Source organism: Nonomuraea sp. B208, assembly GCF_057536035.1.
The window spans coordinates 120,378-144,516 of sequence record NZ_BAAJOU010000030.1 but is presented as its reverse complement, the minus strand read 5'-3'; the positions used below and the strand labels follow the sequence as shown (position 1 = coordinate 144,516).

At 71.4% G+C, this 24,139-nt stretch carries 22 protein-coding genes; 10 read left to right on the top strand and 12 right to left on the bottom strand.

Features of this window, described 5'->3' with window-relative positions:
* Window positions 1-7: 7 nt before the first annotated feature.
* Complete coding sequence (locus AC27IY_RS42245) at window positions 8-754, top strand: glycoside hydrolase family 16 protein (protein ID WP_487181471.1); 747 nt, start codon at window positions 8-10, stop codon at window positions 752-754.
* Here AC27IY_RS42245 and AC27IY_RS42240 read toward each other — a convergent pair.
* The 7 genes from AC27IY_RS42240 to AC27IY_RS42210 form a co-directional block, all read right to left on the bottom strand.
* On the bottom strand, window positions 711-1,202 hold the full coding sequence (locus tag AC27IY_RS42240; protein WP_487181470.1) for a DoxX family protein: 492 nt from the start codon (window positions 1,200-1,202) through the stop codon (window positions 711-713). The two genes, AC27IY_RS42245 and AC27IY_RS42240, sit on opposite strands and share 44 nt — an antisense overlap.
* Window positions 1,203-1,325: 123 nt before the next feature.
* A complete protein-coding gene (locus AC27IY_RS42235) occupies window positions 1,326-4,208 on the bottom strand; it encodes a glycoside hydrolase family 3 protein (RefSeq protein WP_487181469.1) in 2,883 nt (960 codons plus the stop codon).
* 10 nt (window positions 4,209-4,218) lie between these two features.
* Window positions 4,219-5,040, bottom strand: coding sequence for a carbohydrate ABC transporter permease (locus tag AC27IY_RS42230; RefSeq protein WP_449956157.1), 822 nt, complete (start codon window positions 5,038-5,040; stop codon window positions 4,219-4,221).
* Entirely contained in the window at window positions 5,037-5,900 is an 864-nt protein-coding gene (locus tag AC27IY_RS42225) for a carbohydrate ABC transporter permease (RefSeq protein WP_449956154.1), read from the bottom strand. The genes AC27IY_RS42230 and AC27IY_RS42225 overlap by 4 nt, the downstream gene beginning before the upstream one ends.
* Window positions 5,901-7,205: an ABC transporter substrate-binding protein gene (locus AC27IY_RS42220; protein WP_344216990.1), complete on the bottom strand. Its 1,305-nt coding sequence runs from the start codon at window positions 7,203-7,205 to the stop codon at window positions 5,901-5,903.
* Between the two features lie 19 nt (window positions 7,206-7,224).
* Entirely contained in the window at window positions 7,225-9,510 is a 2,286-nt protein-coding gene (locus tag AC27IY_RS42215) for a TIM-barrel domain-containing protein (RefSeq protein ID WP_487181468.1), read from the bottom strand.
* 141 nt (window positions 9,511-9,651) lie between these two features.
* Window positions 9,652-11,046, bottom strand: a complete 1,395-nt coding sequence (locus AC27IY_RS42210; protein WP_344216986.1) for an NAD(P)H-quinone dehydrogenase — start codon at window positions 11,044-11,046, stop codon at window positions 9,652-9,654.
* 71 nt (window positions 11,047-11,117) lie between these two features.
* Here AC27IY_RS42210 and AC27IY_RS42205 point away from each other — a divergent pair, with 71 nt between their 5' ends.
* Window positions 11,118-11,564 carry a gamma-glutamylcyclotransferase family protein gene (locus AC27IY_RS42205; RefSeq protein ID WP_423474045.1) on the top strand — a complete coding sequence of 149 codons (447 nt, stop codon included), beginning with the start codon at window positions 11,118-11,120 and terminating at the stop codon, window positions 11,562-11,564.
* Window positions 11,565-11,568: 4 nt separating this feature from the next.
* On the opposite strand, the gene AC27IY_RS42200 is transcribed toward AC27IY_RS42205, so the two are convergent.
* Complete coding sequence (locus tag AC27IY_RS42200) at window positions 11,569-12,873, bottom strand: MFS transporter (protein ID WP_423474044.1); 1,305 nt, start codon at window positions 12,871-12,873, stop codon at window positions 11,569-11,571.
* Window positions 12,874-12,982: 109 nt separating this feature from the next.
* On the opposite strand from AC27IY_RS42200, the gene AC27IY_RS42195 reads away from it, so the two are divergent.
* The 7 genes from AC27IY_RS42195 (at window position 12,983) to AC27IY_RS42165 (ending at window position 20,663) form a co-directional block, all read left to right on the top strand.
* A complete protein-coding gene (locus AC27IY_RS42195; RefSeq protein ID WP_423474042.1) occupies window positions 12,983-13,963 on the top strand; it encodes an Lrp/AsnC family transcriptional regulator in 981 nt (326 codons plus the stop codon).
* On the top strand, window positions 13,960-15,282 hold the full coding sequence (locus tag AC27IY_RS42190; RefSeq protein WP_487181467.1) for a M20/M25/M40 family metallo-hydrolase: 1,323 nt from the start codon (window positions 13,960-13,962) through the stop codon (window positions 15,280-15,282). The genes AC27IY_RS42195 and AC27IY_RS42190 overlap by 4 nt, the downstream gene beginning before the upstream one ends.
* 3 nt (window positions 15,283-15,285) lie before the next feature.
* The gene (locus tag AC27IY_RS42185; RefSeq protein WP_344216976.1) at window positions 15,286-16,089 is read left to right on the top strand and encodes a purine-nucleoside phosphorylase; all 804 of its coding nucleotides are present in this window, start codon (window positions 15,286-15,288) and stop codon (window positions 16,087-16,089) included.
* Window positions 16,086-17,714 carry a phospho-sugar mutase gene (locus AC27IY_RS42180; protein WP_487181466.1) on the top strand — a complete coding sequence of 543 codons (1,629 nt, stop codon included), beginning with the start codon at window positions 16,086-16,088 and terminating at the stop codon, window positions 17,712-17,714. Before AC27IY_RS42185 ends, AC27IY_RS42180 begins: the two co-directional genes overlap by 4 nt.
* An 81-nt stretch (window positions 17,715-17,795) precedes the next feature.
* Entirely contained in the window at window positions 17,796-18,488 is a 693-nt protein-coding gene (locus AC27IY_RS42175) for a TetR/AcrR family transcriptional regulator (RefSeq protein ID WP_487181465.1), read from the top strand.
* A complete protein-coding gene (locus tag AC27IY_RS42170) occupies window positions 18,448-19,926 on the top strand; it encodes a class I adenylate-forming enzyme family protein (RefSeq protein ID WP_487181464.1) in 1,479 nt (492 codons plus the stop codon). Before AC27IY_RS42175 ends, AC27IY_RS42170 begins: the two co-directional genes overlap by 41 nt.
* Complete coding sequence (locus AC27IY_RS42165) at window positions 19,923-20,663, top strand: enoyl-CoA hydratase/isomerase family protein (RefSeq protein ID WP_487181463.1); 741 nt, start codon at window positions 19,923-19,925, stop codon at window positions 20,661-20,663. Before AC27IY_RS42170 ends, AC27IY_RS42165 begins: the two co-directional genes overlap by 4 nt.
* A 119-nt stretch (window positions 20,664-20,782) precedes the next feature.
* Here AC27IY_RS42165 and AC27IY_RS42160 read toward each other — a convergent pair whose 3' ends face one another.
* Genes AC27IY_RS42160 through AC27IY_RS42145 form a run of 4 tightly spaced genes read right to left on the bottom strand, consistent with a single transcriptional unit; the run spans window position 20,783 to window position 23,527 of the window.
* Window positions 20,783-21,406 (bottom strand): hypothetical protein, encoded by a 624-nt coding sequence (locus tag AC27IY_RS42160; RefSeq protein ID WP_364461673.1) that lies wholly within the window; start codon window positions 21,404-21,406, stop codon window positions 20,783-20,785.
* A complete protein-coding gene (locus tag AC27IY_RS42155) occupies window positions 21,403-22,476 on the bottom strand; it encodes an adenosine deaminase (protein ID WP_344216963.1) in 1,074 nt (357 codons plus the stop codon). The genes AC27IY_RS42160 and AC27IY_RS42155 overlap by 4 nt, the downstream gene beginning before the upstream one ends.
* 24 nt (window positions 22,477-22,500) lie before the next feature.
* On the bottom strand, window positions 22,501-22,851 hold the full coding sequence (locus tag AC27IY_RS42150) for a cupin domain-containing protein (protein WP_423443277.1): 351 nt from the start codon (window positions 22,849-22,851) through the stop codon (window positions 22,501-22,503).
* 4 nt (window positions 22,852-22,855) lie between these two features.
* Complete coding sequence (locus tag AC27IY_RS42145; RefSeq protein ID WP_423443275.1) at window positions 22,856-23,527, bottom strand: AMIN-like domain-containing (lipo)protein; 672 nt, start codon at window positions 23,525-23,527, stop codon at window positions 22,856-22,858.
* Window positions 23,528-23,733: 206 nt separating this feature from the next.
* Here AC27IY_RS42145 and AC27IY_RS42140 point away from each other — a divergent pair, with 206 nt between their 5' ends.
* Window positions 23,734-24,129: a MarR family winged helix-turn-helix transcriptional regulator gene (locus tag AC27IY_RS42140; protein WP_344216958.1), complete on the top strand. Its 396-nt coding sequence runs from the start codon at window positions 23,734-23,736 to the stop codon at window positions 24,127-24,129.
* Window positions 24,130-24,139: the final 10 nt, after the last annotated feature.

Genomic DNA, 24,139 nt, shown 5'->3' with positions numbered 1-24,139 from the left:
AACTGACGTGCTGGAGTTCGAGGACACCTTCGACGGCGACCGTCTGGACGAGACGAAGTGGGTCCCCTACTACCTGCCCCAATGGAGCGGCCGGGAGGCGGCGCGGGCCCGCCACCGGCTGGGCGGCGGCCTGCTGCGGCTGCGTGTCGAGGAGGACCAGCCCGCGTGGCACCCGGAGGCCGAGGGCGAGCTGCGGGTCTCCTCGCTCCAGACGGGCGTGTTCTCCGGGCCGGTCGGCAGCGCCGTCGGCCAGCACGGGCGCGGCGGCCTGGTGGTCCGCGAGGAGCAGGCCGCGCGGCGGCTCTACACCCCGCAGTACGCCCGGATCGAGATGCGCGCCAAGGCCCTGGACGACCCCGACTCGATGGTCGCGCTCTGGATGATCGGCTACGAGGACGCGCCGGAGCGCTCGGCCGAGATCTGCGTCGCCGAGATCTTCGGCAAGGACGTCGGCCCGGACCGTTCAAAGGTCGGCATGGGCGTGCACCCCTTCGGCGACCCGTCCATCACCGACGACTTCACCGTGGAGGAGCTGCCGATCGACGCCCGCGAGTTCCACGTCTACGCCGCCGACTGGACCCCTGAGCAGGTGTCGTTCGAGGTGGACGGGCGGCACGTGCGGACGGTGCGGCAGTCGCCGGCCTACCCGATGCAGCTCATGCTCGGCGTCTACGAGTTCCGTCCTGGCTCCGGCACGTACCCGAAGGAGTTCACCGTGGACTACGTGCGAGGCTACGCGCGCGGACCTCGATAGCCGCCCAGAGCGCGATCGCGATGTAGAGCACCTGCTCGGGGACGCGCTGCCACAGCGGGGTCGCGGGCTCGCCGCCGAGGGTGACGTCGTTCAGCGCGGCGTACACGTTCGCCGGCAGCATGGCGGCGAACAGCAGCGCCAGGCAGATCCCCGCGGCCCGCCGGGTGCGCTCCAGCACGAGCCCGGCCGCCCCGGCCAGCTCCAGCACGCCGGTCAGGTAGACCACGAAGGCGGGGAACGGCACGAACGGCGGCACCATCGCCACCATGTCGGCGTGGTTCGGCATGAACGTCACGCTCGCCGGGACGAAGTGCGCACTGGCCGTCATGACCAGCATGACGGCCAGCCCGTGGGCGGCGCTGACCCGCCAGGTGGCGAACCGGGTCACGCCCAGCGCGCCCAGCGACCGGCACGCCAGGGTGGCGACCAGCAGGACGATTACCGTCATCACGACTCCCTCATTGGATAGCAGCACTATCTATACACTAGATAACTGTACTATCCAAGCGGAGGTTCCGTGGCGGCCACGACCATGCTCATGGCCGCCACGGAACGTCTCATCGGGCCGGGCTCATCGGGCCAGGGCGAAGTCCCTCAGCCGCAGATCGCCCTTGAACACCAGGTACAGCGCGCCCGAGCCGGCCTTAACCGTCGCGCTCACCGACCCGTACTGATAGATCCCGCCCGTGGCGGGCACCGGCACGGTGGCGAGCAACGGGCCGGTCGGCGAGCCGGAGCGCACCTCGAACGAGCCGCCGCCCGCCGACGCCACCGCCGCCGTCAGCCGGGAGCCCCACGACGCCTTGGTGAACGACACCCAGTCGCCCGCCGAGCCCTCGACGACCTCGCCGGCGACCTTGCTCTCGTCGGCGAAGACGACGCCGGAGTAGTCGTCGAAGTCCATCGCCCGGGTGGTCCGCGTCAGGTCGCGGACCGGGACGCTCTCGCCGGACACGCGCAGCGTCGTCGTCTGCCTGATCCGGTCGGAGGCCGAGCCGACGAGCACGTCATGGGTGGCGGTCTCGACGACCCACTTGCCGCGCGTGTGGTCCCACACCGCGAGGTCGGACTTCTTCAGCGGGAAGGTGAGCGTGCGGCTCTCGCCCGGGTTGAGGGTGACCCGCTGGAAGCCGCGCAACTGCTTGACCGGCTGGACGAAACGGGACTCGCGCTGGTGCGTGTAGAGCTGCACGACCTCGTCGCCACGGACCCGGCCGGTGTTGGTGACCTTGACGCTCACCTGCTCGCCCTGGACCCTGAGCGCCTGGTAGCCGAAGCTGGTGTAGCTCAGCCCGTGCCCGAACGCGTAGAGCGGCTTGTCCTTCCCGTACAGGTAGGTCATGCCGGTCTTGGTCAGGTCGTAGTCGAACCTGCTCGGCAGGTCGTCGCTGGCCGGCCAGGTCTGGGTGAGCCGGCCCGCCGGGTTGACGTCGCCGAAGAGCACGTCGGCGACCGCGTGCCCGGTCTCCGCGCCCGCGTGCGTGGTCCACAGCAGCGTCGGGGCGTCCACGATGACCGGGTAGCTGGTCTCCAGCACCACGACGGTCCTCTTGTTGGCCTTGCGCACGGCCTCGATGAGCCGCCGCTGCCCCTCGCCGAGCTGCAGGTTCGGCCGGTCGTGGAACTCGCGGCCGGACACGAACGGGTGGCTGCCCACGACCACGACCGCGACCTCCGCCTTGGCGGCCTGCGCGGCGGCCTCGGCGATGCCGTCGGAGACGACCTCCTTGCCGAACTTCGCCGCCTCGGCCTTCGGGGCGAGGGCCAGGGCGCCGTCCGCGGTGACGGTCACGTACGGGTCGGACAGCCCGAACCAGCCCTCGACCGTCTCATAACCGGCGTACCGGATGAGGTAGCTGCCGTCGGACTGCCGCTCCAGGGCGAACTGCTGCTGCACGTACCAGCCGTCGGGCTCGGCGTCGTCGGTGTCGAGCGAGCGCCAGTCGCCGCCGAGCAGCTTGCCGTTGCCCGCGTTGCGCAGCGTGGAGACGCCGCCGGTCCAGTCGGTGAGGTCCCACTGGGAGGCGGCCGTGGGCGCGGTGTCGAGCAGCGCGGCGTTGTCGTCGGGGCCGGTGCCGGTGGCGGTGACGTACTTGCCGGAGGCCAGGTGCTTGAGCGCGACGCGCTCCAGCCCCTGCCCGGTGCTGACGTCGCTCACCCGCTCCTTGATCCCGGCCAGCGGCGTCACCTGGTACGGGAACTGCCCCGAGTACCAGTCACGGTGCAGCCGGTCGGCCAGCGGCCCGACCACGGCCGCCGACTTCGGCTTCGCCAGCGGCAGCGTCCCCGAGTTGCGCAGCAGCACGGCGGCCTTGGCCGCGGTCTCCCTGTTGAGCTTCTGGTTCGCCGGAGTGTTGATCACCGCCGGCGTGATCTTCTTGTAAGGCCCGCCGTCCGGGTCGAAGTGCCCGAGCCTCGTCCTGATCGACAGGACGTGCCGCACCGCGTCGTTGACGTCGGACTCGGCGATCAGGCCCTGGTCCAGCGCCGACTTGAGATGCGTGATCATCGGGCCGCTGTTGCTGTCGTCGATGGTGTAGCTGTCGAGCCCCGACTTCAGCACGGCGGCGAACGCCTCGGGCTTGTTGTCGTAGTAGTGCTCCAGGTCGGTGAGCGCGTGCGGCCCCCAGGCGTCGCTGACGTTGTAGAGGGTCTTGCCGGTCCACGAGCGGACCACGGCGTCGAGGTCCGGGTTGACGTGGTTCGGGCGGCCGTTGACCAGGTTGTAGGAGGCCATGACGCCGGTCGCCGCGTCCGCCGAGATCGCCGTCTTGAACGCCTGCTCGTAGTACTCGTGCTTGAGCTTGGGCGTCAGGTTGGAGGAGGTGATCCCGCGGTCGGTCTCGTTGTTGTAGGCGAGGTAGTGCTTCAGCACCGGCGCGGTCTTCAGGTAGAAGGGGTCGTCGCCCTGGAGGCCCTTGCCGTACGCGGTCGAGATCGCCCCCGTCAGGTACGGATCCTCCGAGTAGCCCTCCTCGTTGCGCCCCGCCCGCGGATCGCGCAGCAGGTCCACCACGGGAGCCCACACCTGGGTGCCCCACACCACCGGGTCGGCGGCGTTGTAGCCGCGCGCCTCGTCGCCGACGGCCGAGCCGACCTTCTTGATGAGGGCCGGGTCCCAGGTGCTGGCCAGGCCCACGGCCTGCGGGAACACCGTGCCGCTGGCGAACTTCTGCCGCCAGCCGTCGTTCAGGTCGTTGGACCAGGCGACGCCGTGCAGGGCCTCGGTGCCGTTCTTGTGGTAGGCGATGCCGAGGCGCGGGATCGCGGCCTGCGACTGGTGCAGCAGGCCCAGCTTCTCGTCCAGCGTGAGCCGGCCGAGCAGGTCGTCCACCCGCTGCTCCAGGGGCAGGCGCGGGTTCTGGAACGGGAAGTCCGCCGCCTGGGCAGGCGGGACCGCGAGCAGCGAGGCCGCCAGGGTCAGGGTGGCTAACAAGGGGACACGTGAACGCATGGGCACTCCGTCACTTGATGGCGCCGACCGTCACACCTCGGGTCAGCGTGCGCTGGAAGATCAGGAAGAAGGCGACCGCCGGCACGATGCCGAGCAGGGCGGAGGCGCTGGACATGGTGGCGTCCATGTACTTCTCCCCCTGCAGGACGGCGAGGGCGACGGGCACCGTCTGGGTGTCGTTGGAGATGAGGAAGACGAGCGGCAGGAAGAACTCGTTCCAGGTCCAGATGAAGAAGAAGATCAGCAGGACGTTGAGCGTGGGCCTGCTGATCGGCACCACGATCTGCCACAGGGAGCGCAGCCGCCCCGCGCCGTCGATGGCCGCGGCCTCCAGGATCTCCTTCGGGAACTGGCCCAGCACCGCGCTCAGCAGGTACGTCCCGAACGCCGCCTGGATCACGGTCATGACGATGATCACGGCGAGCTGGGTGTCGTACAGCCCCACGGCCTTGGCCAGGTAGTAGAGCGGGTAGGCCAGCGCCTCCTGCGGCAGCGTGTTGGCCACCAGGAACAGCACCAGGATCGACAGCCGCCCCTTGACCCGGCCGATGCCCAGCGCGTACGCGTTGAGCACCGACAGCACCACGGCGAGCACCGCCACGGAGCCGCTGATCAGGAAGCTGTTCCAGAGCTTGCCGCCGAAGCCGACCCGGTTCCAGAAGTCGACCAGGCCCTGGAAGTAGAGCCCGTCCGGCAGCGCGAGCGGCCCCTGCGTGCTGTAGTCCGCCGGCGACTTGACCGCGTTGAGCGCCACCAGCGCGAACGGGAACAGCATGACGACCGCGAGCACGGCCAGCGCGGCCAGCACCGCCCAGCGCCCCGGCCCCCTCACTGCTCACGCTCCTGGACCCGCAGGAACAGGAACGTCACCACGATGATGATCAGCGCCAGCACCGTGGCGATGGCCGAGCCGTACCCGACGTTGCTCTTCTGGAAGAAGTTCAGGTATGAGAAGTACGACGGCACCATGGTCGCGTTGCCCGGCCCTCCCCTGGTCAGCACGAAGATCGGCCCGAACACCTTGAGCGCGGCGATCGTGCACGTCAGCAGCACCACGAAGATCTCCGGCCGGATCTGCGGGATCGTGATGTGCCAGAACCTCCGGAACCAGGAGGCCCCGTCGATCTCGGCCGCCTCGTAGTAGGCCGGATCGACGCGCTGCAACCCGGCCATGAAGATGACGACCGGGTAGCCGAGCTGGAACCACACCATGACGGCCATGACCGTGGCCAGCGCCAGGTCGGGGTCGCCGAGCCAGTCGAGGTCCAGGCCGAGCATCTCGTTGACGGCGCCGTACGACGGGTGCAGGAGCCAGCCCCACACCACGCCGGCCACCGCCACCGGCAGGACCTGCGGCAGGTAGTACGCCGCGCGCAGCGCCGAGGCCGTGCGCGGCCCGAACCGCTTGCCGATGTAGTCGAACAGCGCCGCCGCCAGCACGAGGCCGATCGCGGTCGGCACGACGGCCATCGCCACGATCAGCCCCGCGTTGTGCTGGAACGACTGCCAGAACCGCTCGTCCTTCAGCAGCCGGGCGTAGTTGTCGAACCCGACCCAGCGCGGCGTGCCCACCCCGGACCAGCGGGTGAGGCTCGCGCCGACGTTCATCAGGAACGGCACCACGATCACGGCCGTGAACAGGACGAGGCTGGGGACCAGGTAGAGCCAGTATCCCCTCGTGCGCACTCTCATCTAGTTGCCAATGTCGGCGAGGTTGTCCTCGTACGGCCCCGCGATCTCGTCCAGCACCTGCTCGGGCGTCTTGCTGCCGTTGATGAGGTTCTGGACGCCGGCCACGAGGACGTCGTAGTAGCCGGGGGCCGGCCAGTCGGGGTAGAAGGCCAGGCCGTCGGTGCTGGTGAGCTTGTTGAAGGTCTCGATCAGCTCCTTGCTCCGCGCGTCGGTGATCGCGGCCGGGTCGGCGGCCACGGGCAGCCCGCCGGAGTTGCCGAGCAGGTTCTGGATGTCCTTGCTCATGGTGATGTCGATGAAGTCGTAGGCCAGGTCCTTGTTCTCCGACTTCTCGGGGACGATCCACAGGTTGCCGCTGGAGCCGGGTGAGAGCGTGGTGCCGGGGAACAGGAAGTGCCCCCACTCGAAGTCCTTGATCGTGGCGGCGACGCGGCCGAACCACCAGCTCCCGCTGATCATCATCGGGAACTTGCCGTTCATGAACGCCACGCCCATGTCCTCGGCCTTGAGACCGGAGGAGTTCTTGGCGATGTAGCCCTTCTTCACCCAGTCGGCGAAGGTCTGCGCGCCGTAGGTGAACTCGGGACCGTGGAAGTCCACCTTGCCCTGGTAGGACTGGAACGCCGACAGCCACGGCTTCTGCGCCTTGGTGAGCGCGAGCTGGTAGAGGATCTGCTGCGCCGGGTATTCGGCGCCGGCGTTGGCGATGGGCGTCACGCCCGCCTTGACGAAGGTGTCCAGGGCCGCCGTGAACTCCTCGAACGTGGTCGGGACCTCGACCTTGTGCTTGGCGAACAGGTCCTTGTTGTAATAGACCATGACGAACTCGCCGTAGTTGGGGACGCCGTACCAGTTGCCGTTGCCCATGACGCCGCGGTCGTCGTACTTGGCGGTGGTCTGGAGGCCGCCGGGCAGGAGCTTGTCCCAGCCGCGCTTGGCTGCCTCCTCGGTGAGGTCCGTCAGCAGGCCCTGCTTGGACAGCAGCCCGGCGGTGGCGTTGCCCTTGTTGTACTCCATGATGTCGGGCGCCTCGTCGGAGTTCAGCACCATGCTGGCCGTCTTCTGGATCTGCTCGAAGCCCTTGGCCTCGAACTGGACCTTCACGTTGGGGTGCGACGCCTCGAACTTCTTGATCGCCTCGTCCCACGCCTTGCCCATGGCGCTGTCGGCGCTCTCGTAGTGCCAGAGCTTCAGCACGCGCGGCTGGGAGCTCGACGCGGGCGCGGGGGTCTCCGAACCCGAGCCGCAGGCCGACAGGACCAGGACCGCGGCGGCCAGCACCGCGGCGCCTCTGAATCTCACCATGATCCCTCCAAGGGGGGTGTTACTGAAGGACGGCCCGTGCGGGAGCTCCGGCCACCGGGACGATCTCGATCCCGGTGACGCGCTTCGGGCCGGTGACGGCGACGCGCAGCTCGTCGCCGTGCCTGGTGGCGACGGCGAACGTCACGCCGTCCTCGTCGTGCACGCTGGTGGTGCCGTCGCCGCCCCCGAAGGCGACGAGCGTGATCTCCTCCGGCACGGTCACGGTGTCGCCCGCGTCGGTGACGGGGATGAGCGCGCCGTGCCGGACGTACAGGGGGATCTGGTCGAGCGGCTTTTCCACGGTGATGTACCGGCCGCCGCCCAGGGTGTCGCCGGTCCAGTAGTCGATCCACGTGCCGCGCGGCAGGTAGACCTGGCGTACGCCCTCCGGCGAGGTCATGGGCGCGACGAGCAGGTCAGGGCCGAGCAGGTACTCCAGGTCGGCCTGCCAGGCGACCGGGTCCTCGGGGAAGTCCACGCAGAGCGCCCGCATCATGGGCGCGCCGGTGGCCGCCGCCTCGACGGCCGCCGAGTAGAGGTAGGGCATGAGCCGGTAGCGCAGCTTGAGCGCGGCCACGGCCTGCTCCTCGACGGCGGGGAACTCCCACGGCTCGCGGGTGGTCGTGCCGTGCAGGCGGACCAGCGGGGACAGGGCGCCGAACTGGGTCCAGCGGACGTAGAGGTCGTCGCTGGGGCGGCCGGTGAAGCCGCCGGCGTCGTGGCTCCAGAACGGCACGCCGGACAGGCCGTGCGCGAGCCCGCCCCTGATCGTGCTGCCCATGGCGGCGTAGCTGGTGTAGGTGTCGCCGTTCCACTGGGCGCTGTGGCGCTGCCCGCCCAGGTACGACGAGCGCGCCCACACGAGGGAGTGCCCGTTGACCTCGCGGGTGACGTCGGCGACGGCGTCGTTGAACAGCAGGGTGTAGACGTTGTGCAGGTCGGTGCCGGTCATGCCGTTGGCGGCCACGGCGTCGGCCGGCACACCCTCGGCGAAGTCGGTCTTGAAGGCGTCCACGCCCTGGCGCAGCAGGTCGCGCAGCAGCCCCTGGAACCAGGCGACGGCGGCCGGGTTGGTCAGGTCGACGATGCCGCAGGCGGGGAAGGAGCCGTGCCAGCAGTCGGCGACGTACGGCTCACCATGCTCATTTTTCAAGAAATATCCGGCGTCGGCGGCCGGCCCGAACGCCGGGCTCAGGTGCGACACGTACGGGTTCATCCACAGACAGACCTTGAACCCCATCCCGTGCAGCTCGTCCAGCATCCGCTCCGGCTCGGGGAAGTTCACCGGGTCCCACCGCAGGTCCGACCAGTGCCCGTCGCTCTGCCAGTACGTGTCCAGATGCAGCACGTCGCACGGGATCCCGCGCTCCCTGATCGTGCGCGCCCGGTTCAGCACCCGCTCCTGGCTGTCCACGCAGAACCCGGAGGAGATCCAGGTGCCGAACGCCCACTTCGGCGGCAGCGCGGGCCGGCAGGTCAGCCGGTCGTAGCGGTCCAGGATCTCCGGCGGCGTCGGCCCGGCGATCACGTAGTAGTCGAGGACGTCGTCCGGCACCACCAGCTGCACCACGCTGTGCGTGGACTGGCAGACGTCGAACTCGCTCGGCGCGCCGCTGTCGACCAGCACGCCGTAGCCGCGGCTGGACAGGTAGAGGGGGACGTTCTTGTAGGCGCGCTGCGACTCCGCGCCGAAGGCGTCGAAGTTCCACATGAGCGGCCGCTGCCCGCGCTTGTCCAGCCGGGTGAAGGACTCCCCGAAGCCGGTGAACGCCTCGTCGGGCGCGGCGACGAAGCTCTCGTGATAGGCGACGGCGCTCCCGCCCGCGCTGGAGCGGCCGAACGGCAGCGTACGCAGCCGGCCGCTGATGTCGATGTGGCCGCGGTCCTGCTCGACCAGCGTGCGCCCGGCGGCGTCGGTGAAGCGCAGGTGCCAGGGGGCGAGCCGGATCTCGGCCCGGAGCGGGCCCGCGTCCACGACGATCGGCTCGCCCGGCGCGACCCCGGCACGGGCCCCTGAGTACGTGCCGGGGGTCACCAGCTCGATGGCCGCCGCCGAGCGGGGGCGGGCCGCCGCGTCCTCAGAGAGCCGCACCCGGATCACGCCCTCGCCGGCCACGCCCACCTGGACGACCAGCGTCTCCTCCGCCGTGGTGACCGCCTTGAGCATCACCTCGGCGCCGTCGGCCGCGACCAGCTCGGCCGAGGTCACCGCCGACAGGCCGCCCTCGCCTCGCGTACGGACCGGCAGCTCCGGCGGGTCCGCGACGAAGTACTCGTGCGCGACCAACGGGGGGCGATAGGGCATGGGAGCTCCTTTGAACGGCTGCGCCAACTCCGTGAGTTAGTTTGGTGCCCATACCAACAAACGTCAACGGTTGAGCACGGCCGAGGAGCACAACAAAGCACCGCCGGGGGTCGGCCCCCCGGCGGTGTTCGTGGAGTGAGGTCAGATGCCCGAGTCGGTCTGCGGCTGCATGAGGCGGCGGGCGGCCTCGGTGATCGAGCCCGACAGCGACGGGTAGACCGCGAAGGTGTGGGCGAGCTGGTCGACCGTCAGCCGCTGCTGCACGGCCACCGACACCGCGAGGATCAGCTCGGAGGCGCGCGGCGCCACCACGACGCCGCCGAGCACGATGCCGGTGTGCGGGCGGCAGAACACCTTGACGAAGCCGTCGTTGAAGCCCTGCATCTTGGCCCGCGCGTTGGTGGCGAGCGGCAGCTTGACGACGTTGGCCTCGATCTCGCCGGCCTCGATGGCCCGCTGCGCCACGCCGACGGCCGCGATCTCGGGGTCGGTGAAGATGTTGGAGGCCACGGTGGCCAGCCGCAGCGGCTGCACGGCCTCGCCGAGCGCGTGCCACACCGCGATGCGGCCCTGCATGGCGGCGACCGAGGCCAGCATGAGCACGCCCGTGCAGTCGCCGGCGGCGTACACGCCGGGCGCGGAGGTGCGCGAGACCTTGTCGACCTTGATGAAGCCGCCCCGGTCGAGCTGGACGCCGGCCTCCTCCAGCCCCATGCCGGAGGTGTTGGGGACCATGCCGACCGTCATCAGCGCGTGGGTGCCCTCGGCCGTGCGGCCGTCCTCCAGGGTGACCACGACGCCGTCGGCGGTGCGCTTGACGGAGGAGGCACGGGAGCGGCCCATGACGTTCATGCCGCGCCGGCGGTAGACCTCTTCGAGCACCTCGGCGCCGTCGGCGTCCTCGTTGGGCATCATCCGGTCGCGGCTGGAGACCAGCGTGACCTCCGAGCCGAGCGAGCGGTAGGCGCCGGCGAACTCGGCCCCGGTCACCCCGGAGCCGACCACGATCAGGTGCTCGGGCAGCTCCTCCAGGTCGTAGAGCTGCCGCCAGTTGAGAATGCGCTCGCCGTCGGGCTCGGCCCCCGGCAGCACGCGCGGCGTCGCGCCGGTGGCCACGAGCACCACGTCGGCCCTGACGGTGCGGTCACCGGCCCGCACGACCTGCGGGTCGACCAGCCGGCCGCGGGCCTTGATGATCTCGACGCCCTCGGCCTCGACCCGGGCCGCGATGTCGGCGGACTGGGCCCGCGCGAGCTCCTTGACCCGCTTGTTGACCAGCGGCAGGTCGACGCCGACCGTGCCGGCGTCGCCGTCGAGACCGCCGTCGAAGGAGATGCCCAGCGAGGGCGCGTCGAGCAGCGCCTGCTTGCGGACGGAGGTCGCGATCAGCGTCTTGGACGGCACGCAGTCGGTCAGCACGCACGCGCCGCCGGGGCCGTCCTGCTCGACCATCGTGACCTGTCCGCCTAGTTGAGCGGCCACCAGCGCCGCCTCGTAGCCGCCTGGTCCGCCACCGATGATCACGATCCTCGTCACGTGTCCATTCTCGCCCATGCTCCGGCGTGACATCGAACGGGTCGGCCCTCCAAGCGCTAGTCTTGGCTGCTGTGCCTGTGTACGCCGCCTACGGCAGCAACCTCGATCCAGAGCAGATGGCCATGCGCGCCCCGCACTCCCCGATCCGGGGGGTCGGCTGGTTGCCGGGCTGGCGGCTGACCTTCGGCGGGCACGACCCGGCCTGGGGCGGAGCGCTCGCCACGATCGTCGAGGACCCCGATGAGCACGTGTTCGTCGTCCTCTACGACGTGCCCGAGTGGGAGGAGACCTCGCTCGACCAGTGGGAGGGCGCGGTCCGCGGCGCCTACCACAAGGTGCGGCTGCGGGTCCAGACGCTCGATGGCGACGTGCTCGCCTGGTTCTACGTGCTCGACGGCTACGAGGGCGGCCTGCCCTCGGCCCGCTATCTCGGCAGCCTGGCGGAGGCGGCCGAGCGGGCGGGCGCTCCCGACGACTACGTCAAGGAGCTGCGGGAGCGCCCCTGCGCCTCGTTCTGAGGTCTCAGCTCAGCGGCTGGTCCTTGGTCTCGCGCAGCACGAAGACGTAGACCAGGGTGGAGATCAGCGCCAGCGCCGACATGTACCACGGGAAGAGGCCGGGGTTGCCGGCCTCCTGCAGCGCGGTGCCGATGAGCGGCGCGGTGCCGCCGAAGAGCGCCACGGTCAGCGAATACGGGAACCCCGCCCCCGCCGCCCGCACCCGCGTCGGGAAGAGCTCGCTGTTGACCGCGGCCGAGATCGAGGTGAAGCAGCCGAGGAACACCATGCCGATCAGCTGCACGGCCAGCAGGCTGCCGTACGACGTGGTGAGCAGCCCGAGCAGCGGCACCGGCAGCACCAGGAACCCGAGCCCGAACGCGATCAGCATCGGCCGCCGCCCGATCCGGTCCGACAGCATGCCGAGCAGCGGCTGCAGGATCATGAAGAAGACCAGCGAGATGGTGCCGATCTGGAGCGAGTCCGCCTTGTCGAAGCCCACGGTGATCTGCGCGTAGGTCGGCAGGAAGCTGGTCCAGGTGTAGTACGCCACGGTGCCGGCGACCGTGATGCCGACGATGGTGGCCGCCGAGCGCGGGTGGTGCCTGAGGAAGTCGAACAGCTTGGGCCGCTCGGTCCCGCCCCGCCTGATGTCCTCGGCCACGGCCGAGGTCTCGTCGGCGCCCTTGCGGATCCACAGGCCCACGAGGCTGAGCACGGCGCCCACGACGAACGGGATACGCCAGCCGTAGGAGCTCATGTCGCTCTCGGCGAGGGCCGTGGCCAGCAGCGCCGCCAGGCCGGAGGCGAGGAGCTGGCCGATGGTGGTGCTCACGTACTGGAAGCTGGAGAACAGGCCGCGCCGGCCGGGCGGGGCCGACTCCACCAGGAACGTGGTCGCGGCCGCGAACTCGCCGCCCACCGACAGGCCCTGCACCAGCCTGGCGAGGGTCAGGATGATCGGCGCGAGCACGCCGACGGCCTCGTACGTCGGGGTCAGGCCGACCAGCAGCGAGCCCGCGCCCATCAGCACGATGGTGAACGTCATGGCGGACTTGCGGCCGTAGCGGTCGGCGAACGCGCCGACCAGCAGACCGCCGAGCGGGCGCATGAAGAACCCGACCGCGAAGACCGCGAACGAGCTGAGCAGCGGCACCAGGCTGTTGGCCGTGTCGCTGGGGAAGACCTGGGAGGAGAAGTAGATCGCGAGGAACGTGTAGGCGTACCAGTCGTACCACTCGACGACGTTGCCGATGCTCGCCGCCATGAGCTGACGGACCCGGCTCTTGGGGATGCCGAGCGGTGATCGCGACAGAGGGGGTGTCGCCACGGAGGCTCCTTTGCTGACGGGTGGCTGATGGCTTACTGTGCAGGGGTAAGCGCTAATCCGTCAATTATCTCGTTATTCTTTTACTTTCCCGACATGGAGAGGGTCGCGGGTGGACGTTCTCGACCGGCGCCTGGTCGCCGCCCTTCAGGTGAGCCCGCGCGCCTCGTGGGGCGAGATCGCCCGCGTCGTCGGCGAGCACGAGCGCACGGTCGCGCGCCGCCTCCAGCGCCTCATCACCGAAGGCGTGGTCCGGGTCACGGCCATCTACGACGACTTCCGCACCGGGCACGGGCGGCCCGCCCACCTGCACGTCCACGTGCGGCCCGGCAGCGCGCCCAAGGTCGCCGAGGCGCTGGCCGACCGGCCCGACACGCGCTCGGTCTACGCCCTGACCGGCGCGGCCGACCTCGGCTGCGAGCTGGTCTCGCCGTCGCGGGAGGCCCTGCACCGCACCCTGTCCACCGAGATCAGCGCCGTCGGCGGAGTGCTGCAGACACAGACGCAGGTCGTCCTCCACACCTTCCGCACCGTCGCCGAGTGGCACGCGCCCTACCTGACCGAGGAGGAGGTCGCCGAGCTGAGCCCGCCGCCGCCCCCGGACGCACTGCCCGACGTCGAACGGCTGACACCTCTGGAGCAGGAGATCGCCGAGCTGCTCACCGCCGACGGCCGCATCGCCTTCACCGCCGTCGCCGAACGCCTCGACGTGTCCGTGCCGACCGCCCGCCGCCGGCTCTCCTCCCTTCTGGAGCGGCGGCTGCTGCTGCCCCGCGCCGAGGTCGAGCCCGCGCTGCTCGGGCTGGAGGTGGAGGCCATGCTGTGGCTCAAGGTCCGGCCGTACGCGCTGGACCTGGTCGGACAGCGGCTGGCCGCGCACCCCAACGTGCGCTACTGTGCCGCCACCTCGGGCACCCACTCCCTCATCGTCCAGGTGGTCACCGCCCACGAGGCCGACCTCTACCGTTTCATGACCGGCGTCGTCGGCTCGTACGACGAGATCGCCGACAGCGACCTGACCCTGATCACCCGCGCCTACAAGCGCGGCCACCTCCGCAAGTCCGGACTGCTCACCCTGGAGAAGACGACATGACATCAGCCGAGTCCCTGACGCCCGCCGAGAAGGAGGTCGCCGACCTCTGCGTGGAGCTGATCCGCGTGGACAGCAGCAACTACGGGGACGGCAGCGGCCCCGGCGAGCGGGCCGCGGCCGAGGTCGTCATGGCGCGGCTGGCCGAGGTGGGCATCGAGGCCACCTACGTGGAGAGCGAGCCGGGCCGCGGCAACGTCGTCACCCGCGTGGAGGGCACCGACCCGTCGCTGCCCGCGCTGCTCGTGCACGGCCACCTGGACGTGGTGCCGGCCAACGCCGCCGACTGGTCGGTTGACCCGTTCGCCGGTGAGGTGCGCGACGGCTACATCTGGGGCCGCGGTGCGGTGGACATGAAGGACATGGACGCGATGATGCTGGCCGTGCTGCGCCAGCTCAAGCGCGAGGGCCGGCGGCCCCGCCGCGACCTCGTCTTCGCCTGGGTGGCCGACGAGGAGGCGGGCGGCGTGTACGGCGCCAAACACCTCACGGCCCACCACCCCGAGCTGTTCGAGGGCGTCACCGAGGCGATCAGCGAGGTCGGCGGCTACTCGCTGGAGGTGGACCCGTCGCTGCGGCTCTACCTCATCGAGACCGCCCAGAAGGGCCTGGCCTGGATGAAGCTGATCGCCGACGGCACCGCCGGGCACGGCTCGATGCTCAACGGCGACAACGCGGTCACCGAGGTCGCCCGCGCGGTGGCGCGGATCGGCGAGCACGACTGGCCGCTCACGTACACGCCGACCGTGCGCACCTTCCTCACCGAGGTGGCCGACGCCTTCGGGATCCCGTTCGACGAGGACGACCCCCAGCCGGTGCTGGACAGGATCGGGCCGCTGGTGCGCTTCGTGGGCGCGACGCTCCGCCACACCACCAACCCCACCCAGCTCACCGCCGGCTACAAGTCCAACGTCATCCCCGGGCAGGCCAGCGCGGTGATCGACGGGCGCTTCCTGCCCGGCTTCGAGGAGGACTTCTTCAAGACGATCGACTCCCTGCTCGGGCCGAAGGTGCGGCGCGAGTTCATCCACCACGACATCGCGCTGGAGACGTCGTTCGACGGGGCGCTGGTGGAGTCGATGATCGCGGCGCTGAAGGCCGAGGACCCGACGGCGCGGGCGATCCCCTACTGCATGTCGGGCGGCACGGACAACAAGACGTTCTTCGCCGACCTGGAGGTGCGCGGGTTCGGGTTCGTGCCGCTGCGCCTGCCCGCCGGGATGGACTTCGCGGCGATGTTCCACGGCGTGGACGAGCGGGTGCCGGTCGAGGCGCTGCAGTTCGGCGTTCGGGTGCTGGACAGGCTGCTCCTAAACTACTGAGATGTGAGCAAAGACGCATACACCCTGGCCAGTGAGGCCGCCGCGGCGCTGCACGCCGCGACCGGCCTCGACACCTTCGACGTGGCGCTCGTCATGGGGTCGGGGTGGGTGCCCGCCGCCGACGCGATCGGTGAGACGGTGAGCGAGGTCCCGTTCACGGACCTGCCCGGGTTCCGGGCTCCGGCGGTGGCCGGGCACGGCGGCAAGATCCGCGTCGTGCGCACCGCCGCCGGGCGGCACGCCCTGGTCTTCCTCGGGCGCACGCACCTCTACGAAGGGCTCGGCGTGGACGCCGTCGTGCACGGCGTGCGCACCGCCGCGGCGGCCGGCGTCCGCACGCTCGTGCTCACCAACGCCGCGGGCGGCCTGCGTCCCGAGACGCAGAACGTCGGCGACCCGGTCCTGATCAGCGACCACATCAACCTCACCGGCGCCAACCCGATCACCGGCACGACCTTCATCGACCTCACCGAGGTCTACTCCGCCCGCCTGCGCGCCCTGGTCCGCGAGGTGGACCCGACCCTCGCCGACGGCGTCTACGTCGCCTTCCGCGGGCCGACGTACGAAACGCCCGCCGAGATCCGCATGCTGCGCACCCTCGGCGGGGACATGGTCGGCATGTCCACCGTGCTTGAGGCCATCGCCGCCCGCGAGGCCAACCTGGAAGTGCTCGGCGTCTCCCTCGTCACCAACCCCGGCGCGGGCCTGGCGGGCGAGCCGCTGAACCACGAGGAGGTCCTGGAGGTCGGCCGGGCCACGGCCGCCCGCATGGGCGTGCTGCTGGCCAAGGTGGTGGACAAGCTGTGAACCTGATCGAGCGGGCGCTCGCCTGGCTGGCGCAGGACCCCGACCCCGACACCCGGGCCGAGCTGGGCACGCTGATCGAGCGCGAATACCTCGACGAGCTGCAGGACCGCTTCGGCGCCAAGCTGGAGTTCGGCACCGCGGGGCTGCGCGGCGAGCTGGGCGCCGGGCCCAACCGGATGAACCGCGTCACCGTCATGCGCGCCGCCGCCGGGCTCGCCGCGGTGCTCGGGCCCGGCAAGCACGTCGTCATCGGCTACGACGCCCGGCACAAGTCCGACGTGTTCGCCCGCGACACCGCCGCCGTGCTGACCGGCGCGGGGCTGCACGCCACCCTGCTGCCCTGCCCGCTGCCGACGCCCGTCCTCGCCTTCGCCGTCCGCCACCTGGGGGCCGACGCCGGGGTGACGGTGACGGCCAGCCACAACCCGCCGCGCGACAACGGCTACAAGGTCTACTGGGGCGACGGCTCGCAGATCGTGCCGCCGATCGACAGCCGCATCTCGGCCGCCATCGACGCGGTCGGCCCGGTCGACCAGCTCCCGCTCGGCGCCCCCGGCACGCTGACCGAGCTGGGCGAGGGCATCGTGGACGACTACCTCGACGCCATCACGGCGCTGCCGCTGGGGGACGCCCGTGACCTGCGGGTGGCGTACACGCCGCTGCACGGGGTGGGCGCGGCCACGCTCACGGGGGCGTTCCTGGCCGCCGGCTTCCCCTCGCCGATGTCGGTCGAGGAGCAGCGCGACCCCGACCCCGACTTCCCGACCGTCGCCTTCCCCAACCCGGAGGAGCCGGGCGCGATGGACCTCGCCGTCGCCCTGGCCGCCGCGACGGGCGCCGACCTGGTGCTGGCCAACGACCCCGACGCCGACCGGTGCGCGGTCGGCGTGCCGCTGCCCGGCGGCGGCTGCCGCATGCTGACCGGCGACGAGGTCGGCGGGCTGCTGGCCGAGCACGTCATCACGCACACCACCGGCGACCGCATGGTGGCCACCACGATCGTCTCCTCGACCCTGCTCGGCAAGATCGCGGCCGCGCACGGCGTCCGGTACGGCGAGACGCTGACCGGCTTCAAGTGGATCATCAAGGCTGGTCCCGGCCTGGTGTTCGGCTACGAGGAGGCCATCGGCTACAGCGTGGGCTCCGACGCCGGGCTGCCGGTCCACGACAAGGACGGCATCGGGGCGGCCCTGACCGTGGCGGCCATCGCCGCCGCCGCCAAGCGCGACGGCCGCACCCTGCTCGACCTGCTGGACGACCAGGCCCGCCGCTACGGCCTGCACGCCACGACGCAGCTCTCCTTCCGCGTCGCCGAGCTCTCCCAGATCGCCGGCGCGATGGCCCGGCTGCGCGACCACCCTCCGGCGGAGCTGGGCGGGCGCAAGGTCCTCGCCGCGGAGGACCTGGCGGAGGGCGCGGGCGGCCTGCCGCCTACTGACGGCCTGCGCTACCGGCTGGAGGGCGACGCCCGCGTGGTGGTCCGCCCCTCGGGCACCGAGCCGAAGCTGAAGTGCTACCTGGAGGTCGTCGTCCCGGTGACCGGCGAGGTCACCGAGGCCCGCGCCGTCGCCACCGCCGCGCTCAACGCGGTAGGAGCCGATCTCACGGTCGCCCTCGGGCTCTGAGCCCTCCGATCTATGGCGATTCGCCATGGATTGAGGTATTTTCGCGGCAGAGGTACGACCGAACGTTCGGTAGGAGCCGTCATGGACCTCAAGGACCGGGATGCGGACGCGAGCCGGCGCATCAGAACGGCGGCGGTGCTGCTGTTCGCCCGGCGCGGCTACGCCGCCACCAGCGTCCGCGACCTGGCCCGCGAGGTCGGCATGACCAACGCCGGCGTCTACCACCACGTGGCGAGCAAGGAGGCCCTGCTCGCCGACCTCATGCGCAGCGCGCAGCAGGGGCTCATCGACGCCACCGAGCGCATGCTGAGCGACGTCCACGCCCCCGCCGGCCGCCTGGCCCTGCTGATCAGCTCGCTCACCGCCACCCACGCCCTCAGCCCCATGACGACCCGGGTCATGGACGGCGAGCTCCGCTCCCTGACCCCCGGCTCCCCCGCCCGCGACGAGATCATCGCCCTGCGCGACGCCTACGAGGACCACTGGAGACGCGCCATCGCCGACGGCGTCGCCGACGGCGTCTTCCGCATCGCCGACCAGCGGCTCACCCGCCTCGCCCTCATGTCCATGTGCACCGGCACCAGCGAGTGGTACCGCCCCGACGGGGACTCCACGCTGGAGCAGGTGTGCGCGGAGTTCGTGGCGATCGGGCTGGCCGCCGTACGCGCCTCCGTCCGGGTCGCCGCCACCCCCGACCTCACTCTGCTGCCCGAGTTCCCCTGGGAGCCGCCGCATGTCAGAAACGATCCCCCACCTGCTGAGGCAGGCCGCTGACCGGTACGGCCGCCGCGAGTTCCTCCGCTTCCCCGGTCACCCCTCACTGACCTTCGCCGACGCCGACGCCGCCACGGACCGGCTGGCCGGCGCGCTCGCCGCGCGCGGCGTCCGGCCCGGCGACCGGGTCGCGATCATGCTGGACAACGTCCCCGGCTGGCCCCTCACCTGGCTGGCGGTCCTCAAGGCGGGCGGCGTCGCGGTGCCGGTCAACGTCCGCTACCGGGCCGCCGACCTGGAGCACGTGCTGCGCGACTCCGGGGCCGTCGCCACCGTCACCAGCGCCGGGTACGCCCCGCACGTGCCGGGCGTCGTGCACCTGTTCGACGCGCTCACCGGCGACGCGCCCGCACCCCGCGTCGCCGCCGGGCCCGAGGACGTCGCCAACTTCCAGTACACCTCCGGCACGACCGGCTTCCCCAAGGCGTGCCTGCTCACCCACGACTACTGGCTGAGGACCGCGCGCATCGTGGCCGACGCCGTACGGCTGCGCGACGACGACGTGCTGATGATGGCGCAGGCGTACTCGTACATGGATCCGCAGTGGGCCACGCTGGTCTGCCTGGCCGGCGGGATTCCGCTGGTCGTGCTGCCGCGGTTCTCCGCCTCCGGCTTCTGGCCGGCGGCGCGGGAGCACGGGGCGACGCTCACGTACGTGCTGGGCACCATGCCGCTCCTGCTGCACAAGCAGCCGCCCGCCCCCGAGGACCGCGCCAACCGCATGCGCCTCGTGCTCTGCTCCGGCATCCGCCCCGACCTGCACAGGGAGTTCGAGGAGCGCTGGGGCGCGCCCTGGCGCGAGCTGTACGGCTCCACCGAGACCGGCCCCGACCTGCTCGTCCCCGTGGACGACGCGGAGTGCGTCGGGACCGGCGGGATGGGCCTCCCACCAGCCGGCAAGGAGGTCACGCTCGACGAGGAGACCGGCGAGATCCTGGTCCGCGGCCTGCCCATGATGAAGGGCTACTGGAACCACCCGGAGGCCACCGCGCGGGTCCTCCGCGACGGCTGGTACCACACGGGCGACCTCGGGGTCCGCGACGCCCGGGGCCAGATCGTGCACGCCGGGCGGATCAAGGACATGGTCCGCAGGGGCGGCGAGAACATCTCGTGCGCCGAGGTCGAGAACGTGCTCACCCAGCATCCCGCGGTGCTCCAGGCGGCGCTGGTGCCGATCCCCGACGAGCTGTGGGGCGAGCTGCCGAAGGCGTTCCTGCGGCTCCGCCCCGGCCACGCCGCCGACGCGGCGACGGCCAGGAGCGTGGCCGAGCACGCCAGGCAGCGGCTGGCCCGGTTCAAGGTGCCCGCCTACGTCGAGTTCGTCGAGGCGTTCCCGCTGACCCCGTCGGCCCGCATCGAGAAGCGCCACCTGCTCCCGCCCGGCCGCGACCAGCGCGGCGCCCCCGCCATCCCCGTCCTCCAGGAGGAGAGCCGATGATCGAGGTAACCGTCCGCGACGAGGTGGCCGTGATCACGCTGGCCCGCCCCGGCAAGCTGAACGCGCTCACCGCCGCCATGCGCGCCGACCTCGCCGCCGCCGTCCGCGAGCACGGCCGGAGCGGCAGGGGCATCGTGGTCACCGGCGCAGGGCGGGCGTTCTCGGCCGGCGAGGACCTGCACGAGGGCGCAGGGCGCTCGCTCGTCGCCGAGGTGGAGCTGTTCCACGACATGACGAGGGCGGTGCTGGAGAGCCGGGTGCCGGTCGTGGCCGCCGTCAACGGCCTGGCCGTGGGCGGGGCCGCCGAGTGGACGCTCTGCTTCGACGCCCGCATCGGCGTCGCGGCGGCCGAGTACTTCTTCCCCGAGAACCACATCGGCCTGTCGATCTCGAACGCCGCGAGCCTGCTGCTCCCCCGCCTGGTCGGCGGCGGCCGGGCGCTGCGGCTGGTGCTCGACTCGGCCCGGCTGGACGCGGCCGGCGCGCTCGCGGCCGGCCTGCTGGACGAGCTCGTCGCCCCGGAGGCGCTGGTGGACACAGCTGTGGCGCGGGCGCGGCGCTGGAGCGAGCCCGGCGCCGCCACCGCCGCGCACCTGGCGCTGCTGCGCCCACCGATCGCCGAGGTCGAACGCGCCTTCGCCGCCGAGACCGCGGCGGCGGAACAGGTCGAGGCGAGCGGCATCGCCCAGGCGGGCATGGCCCGCTTCATCGAGTCGCGACGCCCCGGGGAACGCTGACCAGCCGGGGCGGCGGTGGTCAGGGGAAGGCTGACCGCTGGAGCCGCGGCGGTCAGGGAAACGCTGACCAGCCTGGGCGGCGAGTGTCAGGGGAACGCTGACCGCCGGGGCGGCGGCGGTCAGGGGACGACGATCGCGGCGATCACCAGGGCCAGGGCGGCGGCCGCCGCCGCGATGGCGTCGTAGGCCCACGTGGTGCGGACCTCGACCGGCTGCTCGCCGGTGCGGCGCCGGGCCGCCTCGGCGCGCTCGCGGATCTGGTCGCCCACCCAGTCGGCGTGCGTCCGGCCGGCCAGCGCCTCCTGCGCCGCCTGCTCGGCCCGGCTCACCGTCGGCTCGGTCGCGAACCGGCCCCGCCGCCCCTGGCTCGGCATGCCGCGCCGCTGGGCCTTGGCCCGCTCCCTGGCGCTGCTCATCGGCGTCCACAGACGCAGCACGCCGCCGTCACCGTCACCGTGGTGCACGCTGATGGCGTGGGACACGGTGACGTCGTCGATCGCCGCCCACGGCACCCGGATCGTACGCAGCGGGTTGCGGCCCACCAGCTCGTGCTCGGTGAGCACGGTCGCGGGCCGCAGCGCGACGACGTAGACGACGACCGTCAGCACGGCCAGCACGGCGAGCGCCACCATCGACGCCTTGCCGGTGTACTTGTTGATCAGGTCGTAGACGTTGAAGGCGACGAACGCCAGCCAGAGCCACGCCATCACGAACGCGGACCTGGACCGGTAGGTCTGCTTCACGGCTGCCACTTGAGCTGGGCGAACCCGGGCTTGATGCGCCCGTTGATGAGCGCCAGCCGCTCGTCGAACGGCAGGAACGCCGACTTCATGGCGTTGACCGTGAACCACTGCAGGTCGTCCCAGCCGTAGCCGAACGCCTCCACCAGCTTGGCGAACTCCAGCGACAGGCTGGTGCGGCTCATCAGCCGGTTGTCGGTGTTGACCGTGACCCGGAAGTGCAGCCGCCGCAGCAGCCCGATCGGGTGCTCGGCGATGGACGCGGCGGCCCCGGTCTGCAGGTTGGACGTGGGGCACATCTCCAGCGGGATGCGCTTGTCGCGGACGTAGGCGGCCAGCCGCCCGAGCTTGGCGCCGCCGTCGTCGCCGACCGCGATGTCGTCGATGATGCGCACGCCGTGGCCGAGCCGGTCGGCGCCGCACCACTGGATGGCCTGCCAGATCGACGGCAGCCCGAACGCCTCGCCGGCGTGGATGGTGAAGTGGGCGTTCTCCCGCTGGAGGTATTCGAAGGCGTCGAGGTGCCGGGTGGGCGGGTAGCCGGCCTCGGCCCCGGCGATGTCGAAGCCCACCACGCCCACGTCGCGGTAGCGCACGGCCAGCTCGGCGATCTCCATGGACCTGGCCTGGTGGCGCATGGCGGTCAGCAGCGTGCCGACCCGGATGCCCCGGCCGGCCGAGCCCCGCGCGAAGCCCTCCAGCACCGCCTCCACCACCTGGTCGAGGCTCAGCCCCATGCTGGTGTGCTGCTCGGGCGCGAAGCGCACCTCGGCGTAGACGACGCCGTCGGCGGCGAGGTCCTCGGCGCACTCGGCGGCGACCCGCTCCAGCGACTCGCGCGTCTGCATGACGGCCACCGTGTGGTCGAACGTCTCCAGGTAGCGTTCGAGCGAGCCCGAGTCCGCGGCCTCCTCGAACCACTGCCGGAGCTGATCGGAATCGGTCGTGGGCAGCCGGTCGTAGCCGCACTCCCTGGCCAGCTCGACGATCGTCTCGGCGCGGAGCCCGCCGTCGAGGTGATCGTGCAGCAGCACCTTGGGAGCCCGCCGGATGTCGTCAAGCTGAGGACTCATCCGCCCATGATATGACCAGCGGCGTCAGTCGCGGCCAGCGCTGTCGGGCGAGAACGCGGGCAGGCACACGGCGACGTATTCCGCCCCTTCGGGGCCGGCGCTGTAGCGGACCCGCTCGCCCGGCTCGGTGACCACCGTCTGCCCGGCCGCGACCTCCGTACGGCCGCCGTCGTGCTCGACGATCACCGACCCGCGCAGGACGAGGGTGTACTCGGTGAACGACGGCGTCTGCGGCGGCTCCTCCCAGCCGGGCGGGGCGGTCATGTGGGCGATGGAGACCGCCTCGTCGCCGCTGTTGACGCGGCCGATGTGCTCGTCGATGAGCTTTCCGCCAGGGACGGGGATGCGGGCCGGGCCCTCGATCTTTCTCACCACGGGGTCAGTGTGCCACGTCGAGCACCAGCCGGTTCGGCCCGCCCTGCTCCTCGATCTGGAAGGCCGCCTGTCTGGCCAGCACGAGGCCGACGCCGACGCGGCCCTCGAAGTCGCCGGTGCGTACGACGTCCGTGAGGTTGCCGAGGTCGGCCGGGTAGACCGGGCCGCCCTTCCAGGTGGGCACGCCGTTCTCGTCGTGCGCGTGCGCGGGGAAGAGCGTGATCTGCAGGTAGGCGCCGCCGCGCACGTCGATCCGGCGGCCGGAGCCGTCCTGCACGAACTCGTCCACCCACTTGACGTTGTAGCCGGGCACGTCGCCGTCGAGGTCGATGACGACCCGGTCGTAGGTGTCGTGGGCGGCGTAGCGGACGGAGGTCACGATGGCCGGGTCCATGTCGTCGCGCTCGACGTCCACCTCGCTGGTGCTGGTCGAGGTGCTGCCGCCGGAGTCCGTGGAACCGCCCGACGGGCCCCGGTCCGCGTCCTCGGACGGGTCCTCCGGTGACTCCTCCCGCGGGTCTTCCGACGCGGACCGGGAGGCGGGCGGGCCGCCCGGGAAGGCGGTCTGGGTCGCCGGGCCGCACGCGGTGAGCACGGCGAGCGCGGCGATGCCGGCGAGCTGGACGGCGACGCGGAAGGGCGACGGCCGGACGCCGGACGGGGAAGACGGTCGCATGCCCGGTAAATGCCCACCGCGCGCCACCGCAAGCAGCGTTTCCCCTGATGGATGGGCGTTTTTCCGGCCCCGTCCGACCGCCGGGATCCGCATATATGCGGCCTTGCCCGGACGCCGCCGCACAGAATGATCACTTGCGTGTGCATCTATTGCACACGCAGTAGATGTCATTGCATGATGTTTGGCCGAATGGTACTCTCCGCGACATGGACGACGAAGTCGTGGTCGGCACCTGGCGTTACGTCCTGGCGACACACGCCAAGGCCATGTGCGCGCTGGAACGCGAGCTGGGCGATCGGCACGGCCTGGGGCCGAGCGAGTTCGAGGTGCTCGACCGGATCGTCCACCATGACCGCAAGCTCCGGCTGCAGGAGCTCTGCGACGAGGTCCACCTGAGCCAGAGCGCGCTCTCGCGGGTGGTCGCGCGGCTGGAGAAAGCCGCGCTGGTCTCGCGCGACGCCTGCAGCTCCGACCGGCGCGGCGTCTTCGTGTGCATCACGCAGGAAGGACGCACGCGCCACGCCGAGGCGCTGCCGACGCAGCGCGCCGTCCTCCGGGAGATCTTCGCCGAGGTGCCCGTCCTCCCCGGCCTGGCCCGCTGACCGGGAGGCC

Bases quoted from the DNA above. Each gene is read 5' to 3' on its own strand.
- AC27IY_RS42155 (WP_344216963.1), bottom strand. From the start codon at position 22,476: ATGAGTCCTCAGCTTGACGACATCCGGCGGGCTCCCAAGGTGCTGCTG.
- AC27IY_RS42190 (WP_487181467.1), top strand. From the start codon at position 13,960: ATGACATCAGCCGAGTCCCTGACGCCCGCCGAGAAGGAGGTCGCCGAC.
- AC27IY_RS42175 (WP_487181465.1), top strand. From the start codon at position 17,796: ATGGACCTCAAGGACCGGGATGCGGACGCGAGCCGGCGCATCAGAACG.
- AC27IY_RS42240 (WP_487181470.1), bottom strand. From the start codon at position 1,202: ATGACGGTAATCGTCCTGCTGGTCGCCACCCTGGCGTGCCGGTCGCTG.
- AC27IY_RS42220 (WP_344216990.1), bottom strand. From the start codon at position 7,205: ATGGTGAGATTCAGAGGCGCCGCGGTGCTGGCCGCCGCGGTCCTGGTC.
- AC27IY_RS42145 (WP_423443275.1), bottom strand. From the start codon at position 23,527: ATGCGACCGTCTTCCCCGTCCGGCGTCCGGCCGTCGCCCTTCCGCGTC.
- AC27IY_RS42235 (WP_487181469.1), bottom strand. From the start codon at position 4,208: ATGCGTTCACGTGTCCCCTTGTTAGCCACCCTGACCCTGGCGGCCTCG.
- AC27IY_RS42225 (WP_449956154.1), bottom strand. From the start codon at position 5,900: ATGAGAGTGCGCACGAGGGGATACTGGCTCTACCTGGTCCCCAGCCTC.
- AC27IY_RS42215 (WP_487181468.1), bottom strand. From the start codon at position 9,510: ATGCCCTATCGCCCCCCGTTGGTCGCGCACGAGTACTTCGTCGCGGAC.
- AC27IY_RS42170 (WP_487181464.1), top strand. From the start codon at position 18,448: ATGTCAGAAACGATCCCCCACCTGCTGAGGCAGGCCGCTGACCGGTAC.
- AC27IY_RS42165 (WP_487181463.1), top strand. From the start codon at position 19,923: ATGATCGAGGTAACCGTCCGCGACGAGGTGGCCGTGATCACGCTGGCC.
- AC27IY_RS42140 (WP_344216958.1), top strand. From the start codon at position 23,734: ATGGACGACGAAGTCGTGGTCGGCACCTGGCGTTACGTCCTGGCGACA.